General features: G+C 54.5%; 22 protein-coding genes and 4 pseudogenes. 14 read left to right on the forward strand and 12 right to left on the reverse strand.

Annotated features, from left to right (window positions below; all coding sequences use genetic code 11):
• Positions 1 to 290 precede the first annotated feature (290 nt).
• From JNO11_RS24465 to JNO11_RS24475, 3 genes are all read right to left on the reverse strand, one after another.
• Positions 291 to 653: a hypothetical protein gene (locus JNO11_RS24465; RefSeq protein ID WP_325178108.1), complete on the reverse strand. Its 363-nt coding sequence runs from the start codon at positions 651 to 653 to the stop codon at positions 291 to 293.
• Complete coding sequence (locus JNO11_RS24470) at positions 650 to 799, reverse strand: hypothetical protein (protein ID WP_161569777.1); 150 nt, start codon at positions 797 to 799, stop codon at positions 650 to 652. The genes JNO11_RS24465 and JNO11_RS24470 overlap by 4 nt, the downstream gene beginning before the upstream one ends.
• Before the next feature lie 235 nt (positions 800 to 1,034).
• On the reverse strand, positions 1,035 to 1,256 hold the full coding sequence (locus JNO11_RS24475; protein ID WP_325178109.1) for a hypothetical protein: 222 nt from the start codon (positions 1,254 to 1,256) through the stop codon (positions 1,035 to 1,037).
• A gap of 628 nt (positions 1,257 to 1,884) precedes the next feature.
• Between JNO11_RS24475 and JNO11_RS24480 the strand changes: the two are divergent.
• The 3 genes and pseudogenes from JNO11_RS24480 to JNO11_RS24490 all read left to right on the forward strand — a co-directional run bounded on the left by JNO11_RS24480 (position 1,885) and on the right by JNO11_RS24490 (position 2,809).
• Positions 1,885 to 2,206: pseudogene (locus JNO11_RS24480) on the forward strand (type II toxin-antitoxin system RelE/ParE family toxin).
• Positions 2,196 to 2,480, forward strand: coding sequence for a helix-turn-helix transcriptional regulator (locus tag JNO11_RS24485; protein WP_159222832.1), 285 nt, complete (start codon positions 2,196 to 2,198; stop codon positions 2,478 to 2,480). The pseudogene JNO11_RS24480 and the gene JNO11_RS24485 overlap by 11 nt, the downstream one beginning before the upstream one ends.
• A 128-nt stretch (positions 2,481 to 2,608) precedes the next feature.
• Positions 2,609 to 2,809: a hypothetical protein gene (locus JNO11_RS24490; RefSeq protein WP_325178111.1), complete on the forward strand. Its 201-nt coding sequence runs from the start codon at positions 2,609 to 2,611 to the stop codon at positions 2,807 to 2,809.
• A gap of 426 nt (positions 2,810 to 3,235) precedes the next feature.
• Here JNO11_RS24490 and JNO11_RS24495 read toward each other — a convergent pair whose 3' ends face one another.
• The 5 genes from JNO11_RS24495 to ssb (JNO11_RS24515) all read right to left on the reverse strand — a co-directional run bounded on the left by JNO11_RS24495 (position 3,236) and on the right by ssb (JNO11_RS24515) (position 6,269).
• Positions 3,236 to 3,625: a hypothetical protein gene (locus JNO11_RS24495; protein WP_325178112.1), complete on the reverse strand. Its 390-nt coding sequence runs from the start codon at positions 3,623 to 3,625 to the stop codon at positions 3,236 to 3,238.
• Between the two features lie 399 nt (positions 3,626 to 4,024).
• On the reverse strand, positions 4,025 to 4,282 hold the full coding sequence (locus tag JNO11_RS24500; RefSeq protein ID WP_159222829.1) for a hypothetical protein: 258 nt from the start codon (positions 4,280 to 4,282) through the stop codon (positions 4,025 to 4,027).
• A 354-nt stretch (positions 4,283 to 4,636) separates the two neighbouring features.
• Entirely contained in the window at positions 4,637 to 5,458 is an 822-nt protein-coding gene (locus tag JNO11_RS24505; RefSeq protein WP_325178113.1) for a conjugation system SOS inhibitor PsiB family protein, read from the reverse strand.
• A gap of 267 nt (positions 5,459 to 5,725) precedes the next feature.
• On the reverse strand, positions 5,726 to 6,088 hold the full coding sequence (gene ssb, locus JNO11_RS24510; RefSeq protein ID WP_325178114.1) for a single-stranded DNA-binding protein: 363 nt from the start codon (positions 6,086 to 6,088) through the stop codon (positions 5,726 to 5,728).
• Positions 6,006 to 6,269, reverse strand: a complete 264-nt coding sequence (ssb, locus tag JNO11_RS24515) for a single-stranded DNA-binding protein (RefSeq protein WP_325178115.1) — start codon at positions 6,267 to 6,269, stop codon at positions 6,006 to 6,008. The genes ssb (JNO11_RS24510) and ssb (JNO11_RS24515) overlap by 83 nt, the downstream gene beginning before the upstream one ends.
• Positions 6,270 to 7,305: 1,036 nt before the next feature.
• Here ssb (JNO11_RS24515) and umuD (JNO11_RS24520) point away from each other — a divergent pair.
• The 5 genes and pseudogenes from umuD (JNO11_RS24520) to JNO11_RS24540 all read left to right on the forward strand — a co-directional run bounded on the left by umuD (JNO11_RS24520) (position 7,306) and on the right by JNO11_RS24540 (position 11,159).
• Positions 7,306 to 7,746 (forward strand): translesion error-prone DNA polymerase V autoproteolytic subunit, encoded by a 441-nt coding sequence (gene umuD, locus JNO11_RS24520; RefSeq protein WP_159222825.1) that lies wholly within the window; start codon positions 7,306 to 7,308, stop codon positions 7,744 to 7,746.
• 1 nt (position 7,747) lies between these two features.
• A pseudogene (locus tag JNO11_RS24525) lies at positions 7,748 to 7,972 on the forward strand (DNA polymerase V subunit UmuC); the annotation flags it as partial.
• Between the two features lie 73 nt (positions 7,973 to 8,045).
• Positions 8,046 to 9,035 carry a site-specific integrase gene (locus JNO11_RS24530; RefSeq protein ID WP_069730094.1) on the forward strand — a complete coding sequence of 330 codons (990 nt, stop codon included), beginning with the start codon at positions 8,046 to 8,048 and terminating at the stop codon, positions 9,033 to 9,035.
• 530 nt (positions 9,036 to 9,565) lie between these two features.
• Positions 9,566 to 10,834 carry a hypothetical protein gene (locus JNO11_RS24535; RefSeq protein WP_325178116.1) on the forward strand — a complete coding sequence of 423 codons (1,269 nt, stop codon included), beginning with the start codon at positions 9,566 to 9,568 and terminating at the stop codon, positions 10,832 to 10,834.
• Positions 10,835 to 10,847: 13 nt separating this feature from the next.
• Positions 10,848 to 11,159, forward strand: a complete 312-nt coding sequence (locus tag JNO11_RS24540; RefSeq protein ID WP_325178117.1) for a site-specific recombinase — start codon at positions 10,848 to 10,850, stop codon at positions 11,157 to 11,159.
• 87 nt (positions 11,160 to 11,246) lie between these two features.
• Here JNO11_RS24540 and JNO11_RS24545 read toward each other — a convergent pair whose 3' ends face one another.
• Positions 11,247 to 11,588, reverse strand: coding sequence for a DUF305 domain-containing protein (locus tag JNO11_RS24545; protein ID WP_034915510.1), 342 nt, complete (start codon positions 11,586 to 11,588; stop codon positions 11,247 to 11,249).
• Between the two features lie 77 nt (positions 11,589 to 11,665).
• A pseudogene (locus JNO11_RS24550) lies at positions 11,666 to 14,060 on the reverse strand (heavy metal translocating P-type ATPase).
• 320 nt (positions 14,061 to 14,380) lie between these two features.
• On the opposite strand from JNO11_RS24550, the gene cadR reads away from it, so the two are divergent.
• The 4 genes from cadR (at position 14,381) to arsC (ending at position 17,313) form a co-directional block, all read left to right on the forward strand.
• A complete protein-coding gene (cadR, locus tag JNO11_RS24555; RefSeq protein ID WP_034915515.1) occupies positions 14,381 to 14,839 on the forward strand; it encodes a Cd(II)/Pb(II)-responsive transcriptional regulator in 459 nt (152 codons plus the stop codon).
• A 262-nt stretch (positions 14,840 to 15,101) separates the two neighbouring features.
• Positions 15,102 to 15,455: a metalloregulator ArsR/SmtB family transcription factor gene (locus JNO11_RS24560; RefSeq protein WP_034915517.1), complete on the forward strand. Its 354-nt coding sequence runs from the start codon at positions 15,102 to 15,104 to the stop codon at positions 15,453 to 15,455.
• Positions 15,456 to 15,551: 96 nt separating this feature from the next.
• Positions 15,552 to 16,835: an arsenic transporter gene (locus JNO11_RS24565; protein ID WP_034915520.1), complete on the forward strand. Its 1,284-nt coding sequence runs from the start codon at positions 15,552 to 15,554 to the stop codon at positions 16,833 to 16,835.
• A gap of 49 nt (positions 16,836 to 16,884) precedes the next feature.
• Positions 16,885 to 17,313 (forward strand): glutaredoxin-dependent arsenate reductase, encoded by a 429-nt coding sequence (gene arsC / locus JNO11_RS24570; protein WP_034915523.1) that lies wholly within the window; start codon positions 16,885 to 16,887, stop codon positions 17,311 to 17,313.
• Between the two features lie 58 nt (positions 17,314 to 17,371).
• Here arsC and arsH read toward each other — a convergent pair whose 3' ends face one another.
• Positions 17,372 to 18,085, reverse strand: a complete 714-nt coding sequence (arsH, locus tag JNO11_RS24575) for an arsenical resistance protein ArsH (RefSeq protein ID WP_122983671.1) — start codon at positions 18,083 to 18,085, stop codon at positions 17,372 to 17,374.
• A 5-nt stretch (positions 18,086 to 18,090) separates the two neighbouring features.
• Positions 18,091 to 18,426, reverse strand: coding sequence for a metalloregulator ArsR/SmtB family transcription factor (locus JNO11_RS24580; RefSeq protein ID WP_034915528.1), 336 nt, complete (start codon positions 18,424 to 18,426; stop codon positions 18,091 to 18,093).
• Between the two features lie 348 nt (positions 18,427 to 18,774).
• Here JNO11_RS24580 and umuD (JNO11_RS24585) point away from each other — a divergent pair, with 348 nt between their 5' ends.
• Positions 18,775 to 19,224 carry a translesion error-prone DNA polymerase V autoproteolytic subunit gene (umuD, locus tag JNO11_RS24585; RefSeq protein ID WP_082212583.1) on the forward strand — a complete coding sequence of 150 codons (450 nt, stop codon included), beginning with the start codon at positions 18,775 to 18,777 and terminating at the stop codon, positions 19,222 to 19,224.
• Between the two features lie 8 nt (positions 19,225 to 19,232).
• A pseudogene (locus tag JNO11_RS24590) lies at positions 19,233 to 19,460 on the forward strand (DNA polymerase V subunit UmuC); the annotation flags it as partial.
• Positions 19,461 to 19,532: the final 72 nt, after the last annotated feature.

Below are 19,532 nucleotides of genomic sequence, written 5' to 3' on the forward strand. Positions count from 1 at the left end.
CAACGCCGGGGAGCCGGAGGGGGGCCATCAGGCTGTTAATGCCTTTGACCTTCATGGAAAGGAAACCAGAGAAGCAGCTCCAGCACAGCAGATAGATTAACAGCAGCATGAAGCTGACAGAGAAGACAGGGAGACAGCGTCCCGTAGAGAAAGCGCAGGCGAAGGGAGAGGACCGGTGCGGCAGCACCGGCTGCTCGCGGCCCGCAGGGCCGTCTGTGTTGTCTTTGGGCCATAACTGCATGCGCCCGACGAAAAAACAGGCAGGAACAGGCCTGCCTTCCATAAATTGCTTAATGCCGGTTACAGAGAAGTCTGGCCAGCAGACCTCGCGGCACTGCCGGCGTTTCGGGTATCGAATGCTGTGGCGGATTCTTTCTCGCGAGCAGCACTAGCTGATCCACAACGTCATTCCATGCCCACTCTTCATTATCAGGTTCGGGCACCACAAAGCAGCACAGGTTGTGACCTGAAGCCGCTGCGATGCTACGCGCGAGATTCAGTAACGGCGGTTCTCCCGGATATGCATCAGTGACGAAATTACCGTTAATGTAAAGCGCCTCTGCGCCGGTATTCAGCGTGATGTGGCAGCACTTTCCCAGTACCCGGTCAATTTCTTCCTGTGTAACCGGTAAATCATCGTTAAAGGCCTTCATCCCTGCCCTCCCTGCATTTTTCTGACGGTGGCCATGAAACAGGGCCATTCACTGAACCGCATCGCCGGCATGCTGGCGGACCTGCCTTCCCGGTAAGCCTGAGCAAAACGTTGTGCCTGCTCCTCAACTTTCTTACTGTAACGCATCAGTTAACTCCTTCGCTTCTGAATTAACCGGCACGGTTGCTGCCGCGCCGGAATCTTTTGCAGACTGACTGCCGCGCTCTACCAGTCGTACGTCACAAAACCGGGCTGTATGTCCGCGTCTCTGTCAAAGTGAAACATCCGCGTGCCGGACAGTCCTGAAACGGTTTCCAGCAGGTAACAGAGGCTTTCAGAAATGCCCCGGTTATGCAGCCACCTGAGCCTGTCCCCGTCAGCATCAAGGCAGATAAGGAATCCATAGCCCGTATCGTGAATCCACATCCAGGCCCCATCCCCCCTTTTCTGTGCGACGTGAGAGCCAGTAAAACAGGTCATTGTCTTTCGCCGTCATGTGCGCCGTACTGAGCACCAGGCATTTCTCTATACAGGTTTTTGCCTGTTCTTCACCCCATCTTTCCGAGGGCTCCAGAGCGGCGGTGTTGACGTTCTGTGTATTCATTCCGGTTCTCCTTTGTGGTGTTTAATTCATCTCTCGTCGGGACCTTTCGCGGCAAAGGGCGTGCACGCGACGGCGAACGGACAAAGCAGGGCCGGCGAAGCCGTACACTTCAGCCTTGCTTTTTCCGGGCGATGGTGCGAAACCCGGCCCTTCGCGAGAGGAGTGATGAGAGATGACCACCGGTATGAGAGGGAATGCATACACCCGGCGCGCCGTTAAGGCGTGACGACATCGAAGCGACGGAGGGATGACGGCGCGGTGAAGGCGCGGGCGCAGGCCCGCAGCTGTAGTTGGCCGTTAAAGCCATCAGGCCTTAGCCTGCTGGCACGGAACGCTTCGCGGTCCGGCGTGCCGGTTAGCGAAGCAGGCCTTACGACCCGGCAGCGCCGGGGAGCCGGAGGGGGCCATCAGGGTGCCGGCCATCCGTAACTGACTGACTGACTGCTTGTCTCACCGCCCCTGACCGGCGCAGTTCCCCTTACCGGCATCTGGCGGCTTCCATGCTGCGAGGTACAAAATAAACCGCACCTAATAACCTAAAGGTTATCCATAACTCTTGAGCTATAATAGCCTTTAGGTTATCATTGTACTACTGGAACAATGATGTGATAAAGGAATGGGGCGCTAAGTGTTTGAACTGATCTTTCATCCTGAAGCACAACAGGAAATATTCGCCCTGGACAGCGCGATGCAGGGTAAAGCGTTAGCAGCACTGGATAAGCTGGAGTTACAGGGCAACCAGCTACGCTATCCGCATACGGATATTATTCAGGAAGGGCTTTTTGAGTTACGGGCGGGAAAGAAAGATATTACACGTACTTTTTTCGCTTTTGCTAAGGGAAGAAAAATATACATTTTACGGACATTTATCAAAAAAGACACCCAGGACGCCACCGGCAGAAATCAAAATAGCATTGAAAAGACTGGAGGAGCTGACAGATGAAAGTTAAAGGTATTCCTTACGCTGAGGTAAAGGCAAAGGCTTTACAGAATCCTGATGTTATGGCCGCTTATCTCGCAGAGAAGAAAGAGGAAGAGTTACAGGAACTCCTGGCTGACATGCGCCGCAAAGCGGGTATCAACAGCACTCAGGTAGCTGAACGCATGGGGATCACACAGCCAGCCGTGAGCAAGCTGGAAAAGAATGCCAGTAAAGCCAGTATCACCACCCTTGAAAGATACGCTGCGGCATGTGGTGCGAGTATCAAAATCGTAATGGGCTGATCGTTTGAAAAGTGGTGCGCATTTGCCACGCGGGAAATATTTCATTGGCAGCTCAATTTTCAGTACACCAAATTGAGCTGGGGAAATAATAATGTTTCGGCCCATCACATTGAGCAGGAGAAATAAGCGTGTTTGCTAAAATAAAAGATAGTTCAACCTTTGGCTATAGAAAAGTAGCTATCCTGGAGTTTTATCGTATTGAGGATAACAGGCTACTTTATGGCGACAGGCGGTATCGCCTCACGCTGCCTGATAACAGGAAAGTAGAAGTCGTGCTGCATAAGGATGAATGGGAAAAACTTGAGGCTGATTTTATCAGCATCAACTAGAACGTTGCCGCCGTCAGGCTTCACGAATGGAGCGTAGTATGATTTTGCTGATTGTTGCAGTTTTCTCGATCTGGATAGTTTCAGTCCTATACGCCGGTTTGACTCTGACGTTTCTGTGGTCATGGTTTATTGTTCCACTGGGCGTAATTCCAATAAATATGGCGTGGGCTATCGGGCTTTCATGTATCGTTGGACTGGCAAAGGGGGGTTCCTGCTTCCCTGAAAACTTATGAAACCGACCCTTCAATCTTAGAGATGTTGAGCTCTCCATGAAAAAGAGATTCATGACTAACAGAAGAACCGCCGCTAGGCGGTTTTTTTACGCACTTCTCCGGGCATTCGGTAAAACCCCTGTATTACTGAAACAAAAATGCCGCTTCAGTGAGCGGCATCATATAGACCTGAAAGACTGGCTTACATCCGTTTTCAGTCGTCAAGATAGCGGTGTATCAGGTAGCTGGCGACAAGGACCAGTATCACGGCCAGAAACTGATAGCCGCCTACCCCGTACCACGGCCTGTCGTCGAAAAGGCCCATTTCCCTTGCTCGCCCTATTGCAGAACCGAACTGCTCTTTATCGGCCTTATAGTTAAGCAGGGGAAATGTCCCGACGACAAACCATGCCGCCAGTACGCCATTAACCAGCCAGTCAGGAAACAGGTCGATAAAGTCTGACAGCCCGCCGCTGTGCCATGAATCGCGCCGTGCAGCACTGAAAAAGTTATACCCGGCCGCTACGCAGAACGTTCCCCATATAATCAGCGAAAATACTGCCGCCGTGAAAAAATTTACTCCGTCACTAAATGCTTCCAACATACTACCGACTCCTTTTAGCCCGATTGTTCAGCAGGGCTTATTAAATCATCTTTTCCGTGACAATTCGCGGATAGATAGCATTCAACGGCTCGTTATACAGATGAAAATTATCGCCAGCCCGGTAAACAGGATTGCAAATATCTGCGTCCTGTAGGCCTGTATCTCTTTGTTAGATATGTGTTTCTTGAGGTCTCTGTCTAGCTGGGATTATTCAGCCTGCGATGGATCGTCAAGCCACAGTCTGTCTTTGAGATTTGATTGCGTTTCTTTTATATCGCGCTTAATAAACGCCAGATAAATCCAAAAAATCAACGCCATTATAACGGGTATCACTATGCGCATGACGTCTACTATATCTGTGCTTTGATGCATATTTTTTCCTTTAAATTTCCGGCTGTCTTACATCAGCACTAATACAGTCACCGCCGTTATCAGCGACATCATAGTTGAAAGCAAAAATGAAAAAGATAGCAATTCGCACTCTGCATTAATCAGGCGATCTAAGGTTTCTTCCTGGGTATGCGCTGGCGTTAACTCTTTCATCCTTTCATGTCTGCTAAGAGTACGCCGGGTACGCCAATAAAACAGCCAGAGCAATACTGCCAGGCAAACCGGCAGATATTTTGCTAATTCGAATGTTCCAGAAATTTGTTCCATACAAAATACCCTAGCGCCTCGTTGCCTTAAGTCGGGAGGTGTCCAGGACGGTGCCGCTGCCTGCATTCAGCGCGATTTCCGCGCCTTCCTCAAGTATATGGACTCAACAGTGAGGCTTTCAACATTGTCAGGCCTGATGGGCAAAAAATCACTTTAGCACTAACGCCGAATGATTTGTTCGATGCACTAAAAATCACCCCGGCTGAATAACCGGAGAAATCAGGATGACAGCTACGGGAATAAAGACGATGCAGCGAAGCATCGCCTAAACGGATTTACCAACGACAACCATTTCTGGTGTGAGATACTTATCTTATCGACGCGCCAACTTAAATCATTAAAAGGTCTGAACGGTTACCTGCTGCATCGATGGCGCCACACCCACGTCATATCCAGCAGGTCGTTTACCCGTACACCACGATGACGCCAGTGCGAGTACCATTGCCGGTATGTGCGAACAGTCTGGCTGGCCAGCGCCGTTTCAGCCTCGCAGATAAGTCTTTCCTGCGCTTCAGCCTGATGCGTCATCGCCAGTACGGTTCGTTCTGACGCCACAGAAGCGGGCCGCCCTATACTGCAAGGCATGTTCAGTAACGTGAGCACCGGAGGGCATGCCTTATCCTTTTTTTCTGCCGTCCCCGCCAGCGCTGATGCCTGCGCAGGGCGTGAAGCGACATCGTGTAGTCTGCAGACTCTGTGCAGCTGCCGATAAAGGCGTGGCGCCACTGCAGGGATCATCATGACAGTATTCATGCGAGGCCCCCTTTTCTGCCCAGCACCGCCACGATTTCCGCCGGCGTTACCCCCCGCTGAGACCATTTCCTCAACGCGCTTCAGCAACTGCCCGATGGTTTGCGGCTCAAACTGTTCGGTGTTCAGAACATACAGGCTGGTGTGATCGGGGTTTATCCAGAGAAGCCCGTGCCAGAACGGTGACTCGCTGCCCGGGCTCAGGATGTCGAGCGTGACGAGCGGATTTTTGCGGTGCGTCAGGCGGAGATGAACCGGGAAGACCCCGCCCCACTCTCCCCGACACTCGCAGTCGGTAAGCCAGGCTTTGCTGAGCTGCAGAGCGTTCAGCACGGTCCCGCACAGCCGCCGGCGAAACTCCTCGCCGCGCGCGCTGTAGGCTTCAAAGTCGCCCGGCGTGAACGCCTTAAGACGTTGCAGTGTCACGCTCTCATCACGGGTCAGTTCGCTGCCGCAGCAGCTGCGGTAGTTGCCGCGCCGGCGGCCGTAATATGCGGGGGGTCTTGCCGTTACGGATTTTTTGTCTAGACTGATTCGCTGACATATTGGGTTCCTTATTATCTGAGTGTCATGCCCTGCGCGGAGTTACCGCTCCGCCAGGGCAACCATCCCGGCCGTCCGGCCGCCTTGCTGATTCTGTTAACTGCTGTTTTCATCACAGTTGCAGCCTCGCGAGAGCGAAGCCGCGTCATCCTAGAACGGAATGTCGTCGTCAAAATCTGCCGGCGGGTAGTTGCCCTGCGGCGGTGCCTGGGGGTCAGGCTGCGGCTGAGCAGCACCGCGTCCGCCCTTACCGCCTTTGCCGCCGTTACCTGCAGCTGGCTGTGACGGCTTAGCGTTTTGCTGGCCGCTGAACTGTTGTCCGGTCTGTCCTGCAGCGCTGCCGCCGCGTCCGCCCAGCATCTGCATGGCGCCGCCAACGTTCACGACGACTTCGGTGGTGTACCTGTCCTGTCCGTCCGCCCCCTGCCATTTACGCGTGCGCAGCTGGCCCTCGATGTAGACCTGTGAGCCCTTGCGGAGATACTCCCCCCGCCACCTCTGCCAGCTTTCCAAACAGCACCACGCGGTGCCACTCCGTGATTTCTTTGTTCTCACCGGTCTGCTTGTCGCGCCAGCTTTCCGACGTCGCCAGCGTGATGTTTGCGACCGCGCCGCCGTTCGGCATGTAGCGCACCTCCGGGTCCTGTCCCAGATTGCCGACCAGGATGACCTTGTTGACGCCTCGTGAAGCCATGTTCGTTCTCCTCATGCAGTGGTTTTTAACCCCGTCACCCGTTGAGTTTCGGGAGCCGCGGTGTTGACGTTTTGTGGAAATCGGCTGGTTTTTTCCTCCGGTATTCACTTCACCCGTTTGAGATCCTTCGCCGCGAGGGCGTAAACCAGCGCGGGTGGCGGCAGACGTCCGGGGCGACGGGGGCATTTATTTCGGGTCTAACGGAGTGGCCAGAAAAAAATGTTCACGGCGTGCATTTCACCCTGGACAGCCACGGCGACTGTGCTTGTCTCAGCCCCGGCGAAAGGACTTAAACCGGTGAAGCCCGGCGGAAAAGTACAGCACGATGCACCGGCAACGGCGGCTGAGCGGCAGCGAAACGGCGTTGCGCCTCAGAGCGGCGGCGGGCTTATGCCGGCGCGGTTCGCGCCAGCCCGCGGGCTGGCTGCATGTCAGGCTGTGGTCCTGCCGTTGTTTTTAAGCTGTGGGGTGGCCAGATTTGGCCGTCAAGAGTCTGTCCTCAGCACGTGAGGGCGATACCGGAGGAAGAAATGAAATAAATACGGAGGATGTGCAGATTTCAAAACATAGTCCTTATGCGAAAGCTCCCTGAAAACGGGCATAATCCTACACCTGCGGTTTCGTTTGAAAAACCCTCAGCGGCCTTTTTAGAGGAGCGCCAGCCCGGTTTGCCTTAAGTCATCAGACTCCAGCCGTCAGGCCCGGAACGCTTCGCGGTCCGGCGGAGCTTACCGGCTCTGCCGGTTAGCGCAGTGAGGCTTGACGACCCGGCAACGCCGGGGAGCCGAAGGGGACCCTTATCCACATCTTTCCTGCACAGGCGGCGCATAAAGCTGTGGATAATCAGCTGCAGGCCCTGCCAGCCTAAGCCTGCACCCGAGTGATTAATTTTTGAGCAGGCGTTTTGCTATAAACCTATATAAATCAATGACTGTCTTTTAATCCTGCGCTCAGACGTTTTTCACTGTCTTGCACTGCCCGTCAAGCCAGTTAATACTACTGTAAATACATACAGCGCTTTAACAGGGATTTTGCTATGTTCAACGCCTTTGAGTTGCTGCACCCGGCAGATAATCCGCCGCCCAGCTTCAGGCCCCTTTTCCTGGAACGCGTGCCATGCGGGTTTCCCTCACCCTGTCAGGACTACGCGGAGCAGGAGCTCGATCTTAATGAATATCTGATAGCCCACCGGGCAAGCACCTTTTTCCTGCGTGCGCAGGGCAACAGCATGCAGGACGTCGGCCTCTATGACGGCGACCTGCTTATCGTGGATCGCTCCCTCACGCCGGAGCACAACGACGTGGTTATCGCCGAGCTTTACGGCGAGTTCACGGTAAAACGTCTTTTGCTTACCCCGAAGGGACCTGTTCTGCAGCCTATGAACCCTGCCTACCCCGTTATTATCCCGGACCCGGACACGCTTGAGATCTTCGGCGTGGTGGTGCACTTCGTGCACAGCCCTCGCAAAAGGAACTGACATGTTTGGCTTAATTGACGTGAACAGCTTTTATGCAAGCGCGGAGAAGGTGTTCCGGCCTGACCTTAAAAATGCGCCGGTGGCCATCCTGTCGAATAACGACGGCTGCGTCATCGCGCGCAGCAAGGAAGCCAAAAAGTACGTTAAAATGGGCGACCCGTGGTTTAAGATAAAAAACCAGCGTTTCCCTGAGAAAATACACATATTTTCAAGCAATTACGCCTTATAGTAAGTTAAGTGGAATGCAACATCTTCGGTATAAACTTTAATCAGTTGTTATGAACTGAAAGGGGAAGCCCGTGAACACCACCCTGCATTCCACATCTGCACTTCTGCTGACTGAGCAATGGCTTAAAATTCTTTCGAATCTAGGAAGAGCCAGCGCAACTATCAAAGCCTATCGAAGTGCCCTGACGCATTTTTTGGCCTTTTGTGAAATACATGCTATTGCTCCGGAAAGGGCTTCCTTTGAGGACATGGCAGCATATATCCGCCCTCAGCTCCCTGATATGCCGTCATCCGTTGCCAGCGCCACACTCCAGCTGCGCATTTCAGCTCTTCGCCTCTGGTATGACTTTCTGATTTACCAGGATTTATGCAGTCTCAATCCGTTACCCCGTTCGGGGTTGCCTGGTGCCCATTATACCGGGCGTGGCCTGATTCCTCGTATCACCCGCCTCCCCGTTATTCCCGATGACGGGCAGTGGCTTATGTTCCTGAAACACGTTTCTGCTGCGTCTCTGCGTGACCGGCTGATGCTTGCTCTGGCTTATTATGGCGCGCTCCGGCGCACGGAAGTGACGGCTCTGAGGCTTGAGGACGTTGATCTGGCTCACCGCCTGATCCGCATCCGCGCAGAGACGACGAAAAACAGACGGGAAAGAATGGTCTGCTACAGCGCTGACGTTGCGCCGGTACTGGCAAACCATTTTCGACAGCTACGGCTGGCCGGCTGGTCAGGCGGTGCTCTGTTCCGTTCCGCTTCTGACCGTAATTACGGCGATCCGCTCTCGTTCTGGAGCTGGAGTAAAACCGTGCGAAAATGGGCGACAGAGTGTGAATTGCCAGACGTCACCACGCATACTTTCCGTCATCTCCGGCTGACGCACCTGGCACGGGCCGGATGGAAACTGCATGAACTGGCTACGTATGCGGGGCACAGGGACCCACGTACCACACAAATTTATATTCATCTGTCGGGAACGGATATGGCTGCCCGAATGGCTGCTGCCGTAGCTGAAACCGACCGGAAGATCGCAGGACTTATCTTTCAGGCGGGGGCAGTATGATGAAAGCTGAAACAGAAATTCATAACATTTATGTCCCTTTCAGTCGTTCAGATTATCAGCTGAATAATGTGTTAAGCACTGAAGAGCGCGAGGCGTTAAGCACCGGGCACAAACGTACCTCAGCTCTGAGCCAGCAAGGTCCGCTGTCATCTTTACTGCGGCCTCTCCAGGATATTGCCGATCGCAGCGGCACCAGTGACAGACTCGTCAGGATTATCCTTCCTGCCGTTCTGGCGGAGATACACCGGACAGGGCAACCCTGCTGGCTGTGGGAATCGGAAAAGTGGCTGACGCTGTGTCAGCAGCACCGTTCAGGCAGGCCCCTCATTGCGGCTTTTGCCTTCCATCTTGGCCCGTTTCCCTCACCATTCGGCCTACCGCATCATGGTGCCCCGTCGCTGTACGCCTGTGCCATCTATGGCCGGGAATTTTACACACAGGAACTTAACCGGCTGACCGAAGCTCTGGTTTCACTGGGATACAAACGCAAGAACCAGAAAAATCAGTTGTCAGCCCTGTTGGGCATACTGATGATGATGAACAGTAATCCTCAGCTCGAAAGCTTCACGACTGATCTCTTGTGGCGCGCGCAGAAGTACCACGATCGCGGGATCGCAAGAACGGTGGGCAGAGTTTCGCATGCGCTTGCCGCAATGGGCATCATCAAAAGCCCCGTGCGTATGCGCAATTACCAGGAGTGGCGCGAAAAACCGACAGATGACATCGCACAGGCCTGGGTAGCATGCTGTCGGCGGTGGAGGGAAACCTCAGTGCTTCGTCCCCGCTCCAGAGAGAGCCAGTACAGTTTTATCCTTCGCTGCGGCCTGTGGCTCGCCCGGGAGCATCCGGAAATATGCGAGCCGTCCGACTGGACAATGGAGATCTGCGCAAGCTTCATTGCAGCAGTCGGAAGAATGAAGGTCGATGAACTTTCTCTGGGCACGGCACAGGGGGTGCGCCGGTCTTCCCGTTCCGGAGAACCCATGTTGCCAAACTCCCGCGCCTGTTTTGTGTATGCCGTTCGCCGCTTTATGATTGACTACGAGAACTGGGGATGGGGACGGCTTAAATTCAGTCCGTCCCGCCACCTCTCCACGCCTGATACGCCGCTGTTTCGTCAGGGCGTCAATCCCCGGGTTATTGATGATCCGGTCTGGTTGAAACTGATATGGGCAAGTCTGAACCTGCGTCAGGAAGATTTGCTGAGTGAAATCCATTATCCCCTGTCTATGCTACAGGCTATGGCGGTCATCTGGACGCATGCAGGGCTGCGTCAGAATGAGCTGATGCGCCTGACCGCTGGCTGTATCATTCCACCGGAAGATATTAACCGGGACGACGGCAGTACCATTCCGGCCGGGACGCTTTGCTACCTGAACGTGCCGGCTGGCAAGACCTCTAAAGCCTTTGTTAAACCGGTTTCTGCCGCAGTGAAAAAATATGTCGATATCTGGCTGGCAGAACGACCAGAAGAGCAGGCAGCTCTGACGGATGAGCGCACCGGCGAAAAGGTCCGTTTTCTGTTTCAGTACCGGGGCAAACCGGTGGGAAGAGACATAATAAACCGCACCGTTATTCCGGTTCTCTGTACCAGAGCGGGAGTGCCGGAGGATGACAGCCGGGGTCCCATTACCAGTCACCGGGGGGCGCGCATCGGCCATGACTGCCCTGGCCAGCGTTCCTCAGGGTATGTCGTTATACGAACTGATGCAGTGGGCTGGTCACTCTTCGCCGCAGTCCACCATGCATTATATTCGTATACGCCCGACACAGCTGGCGGCCTCTTTTGTGAAAGCTGACCGGGTTGCACATATGATAAGCGTGCTGATTGACCATGACCCGGAAGCAGCCAGCCTCACGGGACCTGCGACATATTATGATCTGGGCGACTCTTTCTGTACTAATCCCTTCTGGAGCAGCTGCCCGCACCGTATGGCATGCATCGGATGTGATTTTAATCTGCCAAAGAGAAGTGCAAGAGGACTGTTACTGGAAAGTAAGGCATCGGTAAAACATTATCTTGAAGAAGTGCCACTGACGCCCGATGAGAAAGAAGTAATAGAAGGTGATGTGGAAAAACTGAACGCCGCTCTTATGAAAACAGATATCCCACGTATTCTGTAGCAGGCCCTGACCGGAATTCACTTTATGTGTGTGAAGGACGGCGTAGTAAGGAGCTGCTACGCCATAACGAAGTAATATAAACAGAGCTTATTTACTGAGCCATACTTCCATCTGCCGTATTTCTTCTTTCTGGGCGCTGATAATGCTTTCAGCCATCTTCCGCATTGCCGGTGATTTACCATAACGGAGTTCCGTTTCGGCCATGGCAATGGCTCCTTTGTGATGTTCAATCATGCCCCTGGCAAATGCCCTGTCTGCATCCGGCTCCTGTACGGCCTTCATCATTCCTTCGTGCATATTATTCATGCCGTCCATATAGGCCTCAGAAGACGGTGACATTCCGGCATGGTTTCCGTGTACTGCCTGCGCAGCCGTTGCCGGAAACACGACTGCGAGCATCAGCAATAAAATCATGTTACGCGGTTTCATACTCTCTTCCTTTATCAGCGTTCAGATTAGCGGCTATTTTCAGGTGCCTGTCTTTACCGGAAGAGCAGCCAGGCAGGTTACTTACGCAACAGGCGCAGACCGTTTGCCACGACAAGCAGACTTGCCCCCCACATCTGCGAATACGGCCATCCACATGGTCCCCATACCGGCAATGGTCAGGGCCAGGAATACTGCCTTGATCCCAATAGCCATAACGATATTCTGAACCAGAATGTTATACGTCTGCCGGGAGAGTCGGACAAAAGCCGGAATTTTACGCAAATCGTCATCCATGAGGGCCACATCGGCAGTCTCGATGGCGGTATCCGTGCCCATTGCACCCATGGCAAAGCCGATATCGGCGCGGGCCAGCGCCGGTGCATCATTGATGCCGTCGCCTACCATGCCGGTCGTGCCCTGCGCCGTAAATGTTTCTACAGCACGCAGTTTATCTTCCGGCAGTTGATCCCCCCCGCGCCTCATCAATACCAACCTGACCGGCAATGGCCTGCGCAGTGTGCGCATTGTCTCCGGTCAGCATGAGCGTTTTGACACCCAGACTATGCAACTGACTTATCGCCTCGCGGCTGCTTTCCTTCACCGTATCAGCCACCGCAAACAGCCCAAGCACCTGATGAGTGTCACAGAGCATGATGACCGTTTTACCCCCGGTCTCCAGTTCCGTTAGTGCAGCCCTGACCGCTTCCGGGCAGCGCACCGTTTCTTCAGCCAGCCTCAGATTGCCCAGACTGTAGGTTTGACCGTTGATGACGCCACGCACGCCGCGGCCTGGCAGAGCCTCAAAGTTTTCCACTTCATAACGCTGAATGCCATCTGATGCCGCCGATACAGCCTGCGAAACCGGATGATCGGAGTAACCTGCCAGGCTCACAGCCAGCTTGCGCCCCTCGTCTTCTGCCACCCCGGTATAGATAATCGCATCCGTCTGTACCGGCTTACCGTGCGTCAGGGTGCCGGTCTTGTCGAGTGCCAGCCACTTCAGCTTTCGGCCCTCTTCAAGATAAACGCCGCCCTTGATCAATATCCCCCCGGCGAGCTGCTGCCGTCAGGCCGCTGACAATGGTCACTGGCGTGGAAATGACGAGCGCACAAGGGCAGGCGATAACCAGCATCACCAGCGCCTTGTAAATCCACTCCTGCCAGCTTTCACCTGCAATCAGCGGCGGGAGAACGGCAACTGCAACGGCAATAGCAAACACCACAGGGGTATAAATTTGCGCAAAGCGATCAACAAAGCGCTGCGTAGGGGCTTTTGCCCCCTGCGCTTCCTCCACGGCATGAATGATACGCGCAAGCGTGGTATTTCCGGCAGCGGCCGTTACCCGGTACTCAAAGCCACCGGATCCGTTGACCGTCCCGGCGAAGACCGGGTCGCCTTCCCCTTTATCCACCGGCAGGCTTTCGCCGGTAATAGGTGCCTGATTAATGGCGGTCCTTCCCCGAACCACCGTGCCGTCGAGGGCGATACGCTCGCCCGGTTTTACCCTGACCACGCTGTTAAGGGATACAGACCTGGCCTCAGTTTCTTTCCAGGAGCCGTCCGGCTGCTGAACCGTGGCCGTTTCAGGCGTCAGTTTCATCAGAGAGCCAATGGCATTGCGGGCGCGATCAAGAGACTTTGCTTCAATCAGTTCCGCAATCGTGAACAGCACCATTACCATGGCGGCTTCAGGCCACTGTCCGAGCGCCAGCGCCCCGGTGACGGCAATACTCATCAGGGCGTTGATATTCAGGTTGCCGTTGCGAAGTGCAATCCAGCCTTTTTTTGTATGTGGACAGGCCACAGGCAGCAACGGCAGCCAGAGCAAGAGCCGCTTCCAGCCATTCCGGCATACCCGTCCAGTGCATGGCTTCGGCGGCGATTGCCGCCACACCGGCCAGCGCCAGCGGCCACCAGGTTTTTTTCTTTTCCTCCGTGACCACGTGTCGGCCACTGCTGTCAGGAAGTTCAGGCTCAAAGCCCAGCGAACGAATGGCGGCCAGAACGGGCTCGAGCGCATCCGGTGCGTGAACCACCGTCAGTACGCGCTGCATAAGGTTAAAATCCAGTTCCTTCACGGCTGACATGCCGTCCAGCTTTTTACGGATCATGCCCTCTTCAACCGGGCAGTCCATCTGCATGATCCTGATACTGGTACGCACCCCGTCAGCGGTCACCTGCTGGGTCTGCAGCTCACCGAATGTGACAGGAGCAGGCGCGCAGCAGGAACCGCCGGTACTTTCAGCCTCACGGCTTGAACAGCAGTTGCCTTCAGGCTGCATTGCTTTATCAATCGGTTCCGGGTCAAAACCCAGCGAGCGCACCGCCTGCAGAACTGGCCCCAGAGCCTGCGGCGTATGGGTCACGGTAAGCACCCTCTGTATCAGATTGAATTCAAGATTGCTGACGGCAGATAATTTTGCCAGTTTTTTTCGGAGGAGCGCCTCCTCCGTCGGGCAGTCCATCTGCATGATGCGCAGACGCGTCTGAACGTCATCGTTGCGGGGATGCTCTGCAACCGGTTCGGACACCTGGCTCAGGCCGTCCCTTGAGCAGCAGCTCCCGGTGCTGCAACAAGCCGGTGTGGTCTCAGTCGTTTTTGGTGGCATCTTCCCGGAAGCCTCAGTCGGGGCAGTTGCGGTATTTTTAACAGACGCCCCCCTCTACGGTTGCGGCTGATCCACATTTTTTATTACTGCAGCAGTCACTCATTTTTTTATCCCGTTCATAACGTATACTGGCATTAAAGACCCTGATGTAACTACAGGGTCAAGCTCAGAAGAGGTGTGATATGAAAATTGGTGAACTGGCCCGCCAGGCGGGATGTCCTGTAGAGACGGTACGTTATTATGAGCGAGAGGGGCTTTTGCAGGCCGCATTGCGGGACCAGACTAATAACTACCGCCATTACGACAGCGCACATCTCGAAAGGCTTATGTTTATTCGGCGCTGCCGGGCGCTCGATATGACCCATGAAGAAATCCGGGTGTTGCTGCAGGCGCGCAGCCAGCCTGACGCAGACTGCGGTACGGTTAATGCCCTGATAAATGAACATCTGAACCATGTTCAGGCCCGTATTCGTGAACTGAATATGCTGGAAAAACAACTGTTTGAGCTCCAGAGCCACTGCAATGCCAACCGGGCAACACGGGACTGCGGTATTCTGCGCGAACTGGAGCAGGCAGAAGAGCCTGAGGATATCGTGCCGGTTATTACTGCAGGTCATCTGGCCGGAAGCCACTCTTACTGATGCTGCTTTCTGCCATAAGTAGAACGGTTCACTAAAGAAACAGGCTTTTTTTGTGATGTTACTTCGTCATGCCCGACCATTAAGGCAGCTGAAAGTGTGCTGCCGTTAAAATCTGTGTGATATCGTTTAACCGCTATTCCCTCATTAAGCTGTACTGAAAAGCCTGTAAGCACGTCAAAACATATATGAATTTATAAATATAAAGTTGACCTTTCGTCTGCAGCAGACGAGACTTGTTGCTGTCCGCCACGAAGGAGAAATTATGCCGTCACTTCTGCCCCTGCAACTTTTTAAGAATCTTTCTGACGAAACCCGGCTCAGCCTGGTGCTGTTGTTGCGCGAAAAAGGGGAGCTCTGCGTCTGCGAGCTTGTATCTATCCTGAAAGAAACACAGCCAAAAATATCGCGGCACCTGGCCCTGCTCAGAGAGAGTGGGCTGCTTATCGACAGGCGCGACGGCAAGTGGATCTATTACCGGTTATCGCCACACATGCCTGCATGGGCAGCAGCGGTCATTGAGCAGGCATATCTGTGCCAGCGGGATGAAATTCTTTATCTCAGTCAGCAGGCTGAGCGTGATAACGCAACCACTAACGGCAAAGCTGTCTGCATGTAAAAATTTTATCTAAACACATTCGATTAAACGCATATATTTACAGGGTACACTTAGCAGCCCGCTTTAACGGGCAGTTATAATTAAGAAGGAGAGAGTATGTTTCTGGCGGGTGCGATTTTTATCCTGACCCTGATACTGGTGATCTGGCAGCCGAAAGGGCTCAGCATTGGCTGGAGTGCCGTTATCGGCGCCGCGCTGGCGCTGCTGACCGGCGTGGTACACATCGGGGACATTCCGGTGGTCTGGCAGATTGTCTGGAACGCTACGGCTACCTTTATTGCGGTTATCATTATCAGCCTGCTGCTCGATGAGTCCGGCTTTTTTGAGTGGGCGGCGCTGCACGTTTCCCGCTGGGGCGGCGGCAGGGGCCGGTTGCTGTTCACGTATATCGTTCTGCTGGGTGCGGCAGTGGCGGCGCTGTTTGCCAATGACGGAGCCGCGCTAATTCTGACGCCCATCGTTATCGCCATGCTGCTGGCGCTGGGTTTCAGCCCCGGTGCCACGCTGGCGTTTGTGATGGCGGCGGGCTTTATCGCTGACACCTCCAGCCTGCCGCTCATCGTATCGAACCTTGTGAACATCGTTACGGCCGACTTCTTTAAGCTGGGATTCAGCGAGTATGCCTCGGTAATGGTGCCGGTGAATATCGCCTCTGTGGCCGCCACGCTGGTGATGCTGCACCTGTTTTTCCGCAGGGACATCCCGGCCACTTACGACCTGGCGAAGCTGAAGGCGCCGCGTGAGGCCATTCGCGATGCGCGTACCTTTAAAACCGGCTGGATTGTTCTCATCCTGCTACTGGTCGGCTTCTTTGCTCTCGAACCACTCGGCGTGCCGGTAAGCCTGGTGGCAGCGGTGGCGGCGTGTATTCTCTGGCTGGTTGCCCGCAAAGGACACGTGATTGATACCGGCAAGGTGCTGAAAGGCGCGCCCTGGCAGATTGTTATCTTCTCGCTGGGCATGTATCTGGTGGTGTACGGTCTTCGTAACGCCGGCCTGACTGATTACCTTTCTGCCGCCCTGAACCGGTTTGCCGAGCATGGCGTCTGGGGCGCAACGCTCGGCACCGGCTTTCTGACAGCGGCGCTTTCCTCGGTGATGAACAACATGCCTACCGTGCTGGTTGGGGCGCTTTCGATTGACGGCAGCACCGCGCAGGGCGTGGTGCAGGAGGCGATGATTTACGCCAACATCATCGGCTGCGACCTCGGTCCGAAAATCACCCCCATCGGCAGCCTTGCTACCCTGCTGTGGCTGCACGTCCTGGCACAGAAAAACATTACCGTCAGCTGGGGCTACTACTTCCGTGTGGGCATCGTGATTACCCTGCCGGTACTGTTTGTGACGCTGGCCGCGCTGGCCCTGCGCCTGTCTGTTTAACCCTAACCCCGGCGCTGCGCCTGTGCAGCGCCTTTACGGAGTACCGCTTATGACTGACATCACCATTTATCACAACCCGGCGTGCGGGACGTCCCGTAATACCCTGGCGCTTATCCGCAACAGCGGCACCGAGCCCACGGTGATTCTGTATCTGGAAACTCCACCGTCGCGCGACGAGCTGAAAAAGCTGATTGCGGACATGGGCATCAGCGTGCGCGCTCTGCTGCGTAAAAATACCGATCCCTACGAGCAGCTTGGCCTTGCCGAAGACCGGTTCAGCGAAGAAGAATTGCTCGATGCGATGCTGGCTCATCCAATCCTCATTAATCGTCCGGTGGTGGTGACGCCGCTCGGAACGAAGCTGTGCCGCCCCTCCGAAGCGGTTCTGGACATACTGCCGGATCCGCAGAAGGGAGCGTTTACCAAAGAGGACGGCGAAGCCGTCATTGATGAGCACGGGAACCGCGTCAGCCACTGATGTTTCCCCAGGCTGTGGGCATAGAAAATGTGAAAAAGCCGGCAGATGCCGGCTTTTTTTATATGCTGCGCTGGTTTACCCGCTCAGAGAGCTGCGCAGCACTCTCCTTCCTTTCGCTGTAGCGGTCGGTGAGATAACCACTACGACCGCGCGTCAGCAGGGTGAACTTCATCAGTTCCTCCATGACGTCCACTATGCGGTCATAATACGGAGAAGGCTTCATGCGGCCGTCCTCATCAAACTCGGCCCAGGCTTTCGCCACGGATGACTGGTTCGGGATAGTGATCATGCGCATCCAGCGCCCGAGAATACGCATCTGGTTTACGGCGTTGAACGACTGTGAGCCGCCGCTGACCTGCATGACCGCAAGAGTTTTGCCCTGCGAGGGCCTGACCGCCCCGGACGTCAGCGGTATCCAGTCAATCTGCGTTTTCATGATGCCAGTCATAGCCCCGTGACGCTCAGGAGAGCACCAGACCATTCCTTCTGACCAGAGCACCAGCTCGCGCAGCTCCGCGACCTTCGGGTGCGTCTCAGGTGCATCATCCGGCAGCGGCAGGCCGGACGGATTGAATATCCTCACCTCCGCACCCATGGCCGTCAGCAGCCGCGCCGCCTCTTCCGTGGTGAGACGACTGTAAGAGCGCTCCCGCAGCGAGCCGTAGAGCATCAGGATGCGGGGCGGGTGCGCCACCTCTGCGGCCTTCAGATTTTCTTCCGTCATCGGTGCATCGAGGAGAATCGGGTCGATATTGTTCAGGACATCATTCACGTTATTCACAATGGAGTCTCTTTATGGGTAATTGCGGTGGACAGGCTGCAGCCACTGCCACCGGCGCAGCACTCTTCCGTCAGAAAGGTCATCAGCTGCTCAAGCTGCGCATAGCAGGGCCTGCAGAACAGGGTTCGGCTCTGCCGTTCCTGGCTTATGAGGCCAGCGGACATCAGCGCAGAAAGATGATGGCTGAGCGTGGAGGCCGGAATAGACAGTCTTTTCTGGATGTCACCCACGGGCAGTCCTTCAGGCCCGGCTTTCACCAGTTCACGGTAAACTCCCAGTCGCGTCACGTGTCCCAGTTCCCTGAGAGCATTAGCAGCATTTTGTATGTCCATGCCATCACCAAATCTATATTTCCAGAATAATGGAAATATAATTTAAAGCTGGCTAAATGGTCAAGCCTCTTACTGCCGTAAAAGGGCTGCACTCAAAAGGAAAGCCTTTTATACCCTGTTGATCCGGCTGCAGTGGCAACGCATATAAAAAGGCCATAGCTCAGCATTTCGGTAAAATTTCAGCGATCTGACAACAGTTTTAGCCATAACCGTTTCGCTTCCTCTTGCCAGAAATTTCAGGCTCAACAATACTGTTCATATAACCAGTATAATTTAAAGGAGGATTTTTATGCGCTTTACATTTTTTTTCTTAATCCGTACACGGCAGCACGTCCGGGACGCCGCGTTATGAAAGCGGTCAGTTACGCTCAGGGCCTGACGCTGTTATGGCCGCCGATTTTTACCTCAACGGTAAAGGTGCCGCTGTACGCAGATCCCTGCTCAGCCGGCTTTCCCTCCCCTGCTCAGGATTATGTAGAGAAAGAGCTGGACCTGAATGAGCTCTGTATTCGCAGACGGGCATCCACATTCTTCGTACGGGCCAGTGGCAACAGCATGCAGGAGCTGGTGCTCTATGACGGTGATGTTATGATGGTCGATCGCGCGGAGCCACCCACGCATGGCGACATCGTCATTGCCGAGGTTGGCGGTGAGTTCACAGTTAAGCGCCTGCAGCTGATCCCGAGGGTGGCACTGCTGCCCATGAATCCTGCTTACGCCGCCATCTATCCGGAAGAGCTGCAGCTGCTCGGCGTTGTCACCTGGTTCTTTAACAGTACCCGTGCCCGTCGGAGATAATTATGCCCATGTTCGGACTGGCTGACGTCAACTCTTTCTATGCCAGCTGTGAGACGCTTTTCCGCCCGGACCTGCGTGGCAGGCCGGTAGTCGTGCTCAGTAACAACGATGGCTGCGTTATTGCGCGCTCTGCTGGCGCAAAAGCTCTGGGTATAAAAATGGGTGCACCTTGGTTCCAGATAAAAACGCAGGACTATCCGGAAAAGATACACGTGTTCAGCTCAAACTATGCGCTGTAGTAAGTTACGTGGAATGCAACATTGATTGAGTAAACTTTGAACAGCAAAGCTGTTGTCAGAGGAGAATGC

The organism is Pantoea sp. 1B4 (assembly GCF_016925765.1).
GTDB classification, from domain to species: Bacteria; Pseudomonadota; Gammaproteobacteria; order Enterobacterales; family Enterobacteriaceae; genus Pantoea; species Pantoea agglomerans.

Bases quoted from the DNA above. Each gene is read 5' to 3' on its own strand.
- JNO11_RS24545 (WP_034915510.1), bottom strand. From the start codon at position 11,588: ATGAAACCGCGTAACATGATTTTATTGCTGATGCTCGCAGTCGTGTTT.
- umuD (WP_159222825.1), top strand. From the start codon at position 7,306: ATGTTCAACGCCTTTGAGTTGCTGCACCCGGCAGATAATCCGCCGCCC.
- JNO11_RS24495 (WP_325178112.1), bottom strand. From the start codon at position 3,625: ATGTTGGAAGCATTTAGTGACGGAGTAAATTTTTTCACGGCGGCAGTA.
- umuD (WP_082212583.1), top strand. From the start codon at position 18,775: ATGAAAGCGGTCAGTTACGCTCAGGGCCTGACGCTGTTATGGCCGCCG.
- JNO11_RS24465 (WP_325178108.1), bottom strand. From the start codon at position 653: ATGAAGGCCTTTAACGATGATTTACCGGTTACACAGGAAGAAATTGAC.
- JNO11_RS24470 (WP_161569777.1), bottom strand. From the start codon at position 799: ATGCGTTACAGTAAGAAAGTTGAGGAGCAGGCACAACGTTTTGCTCAG.
- arsC (WP_034915523.1), top strand. From the start codon at position 16,885: ATGACTGACATCACCATTTATCACAACCCGGCGTGCGGGACGTCCCGT.
- cadR (WP_034915515.1), top strand. From the start codon at position 14,381: ATGAAAATTGGTGAACTGGCCCGCCAGGCGGGATGTCCTGTAGAGACG.
- JNO11_RS24580 (WP_034915528.1), bottom strand. From the start codon at position 18,426: ATGGACATACAAAATGCTGCTAATGCTCTCAGGGAACTGGGACACGTG.
- JNO11_RS24540 (WP_325178117.1), top strand. From the start codon at position 10,848: ATGATAAGCGTGCTGATTGACCATGACCCGGAAGCAGCCAGCCTCACG.
- JNO11_RS24485 (WP_159222832.1), top strand. From the start codon at position 2,196: ATGAAAGTTAAAGGTATTCCTTACGCTGAGGTAAAGGCAAAGGCTTTA.
- JNO11_RS24560 (WP_034915517.1), top strand. From the start codon at position 15,102: ATGCCGTCACTTCTGCCCCTGCAACTTTTTAAGAATCTTTCTGACGAA.
- ssb (WP_325178115.1), bottom strand. From the start codon at position 6,269: ATGGCTTCACGAGGCGTCAACAAGGTCATCCTGGTCGGCAATCTGGGA.
- JNO11_RS24565 (WP_034915520.1), top strand. From the start codon at position 15,552: ATGTTTCTGGCGGGTGCGATTTTTATCCTGACCCTGATACTGGTGATC.
- JNO11_RS24535 (WP_325178116.1), top strand. From the start codon at position 9,566: ATGATGATGAACAGTAATCCTCAGCTCGAAAGCTTCACGACTGATCTC.
- JNO11_RS24500 (WP_159222829.1), bottom strand. From the start codon at position 4,282: ATGGAACAAATTTCTGGAACATTCGAATTAGCAAAATATCTGCCGGTT.
- JNO11_RS24475 (WP_325178109.1), bottom strand. From the start codon at position 1,256: ATGAATACACAGAACGTCAACACCGCCGCTCTGGAGCCCTCGGAAAGA.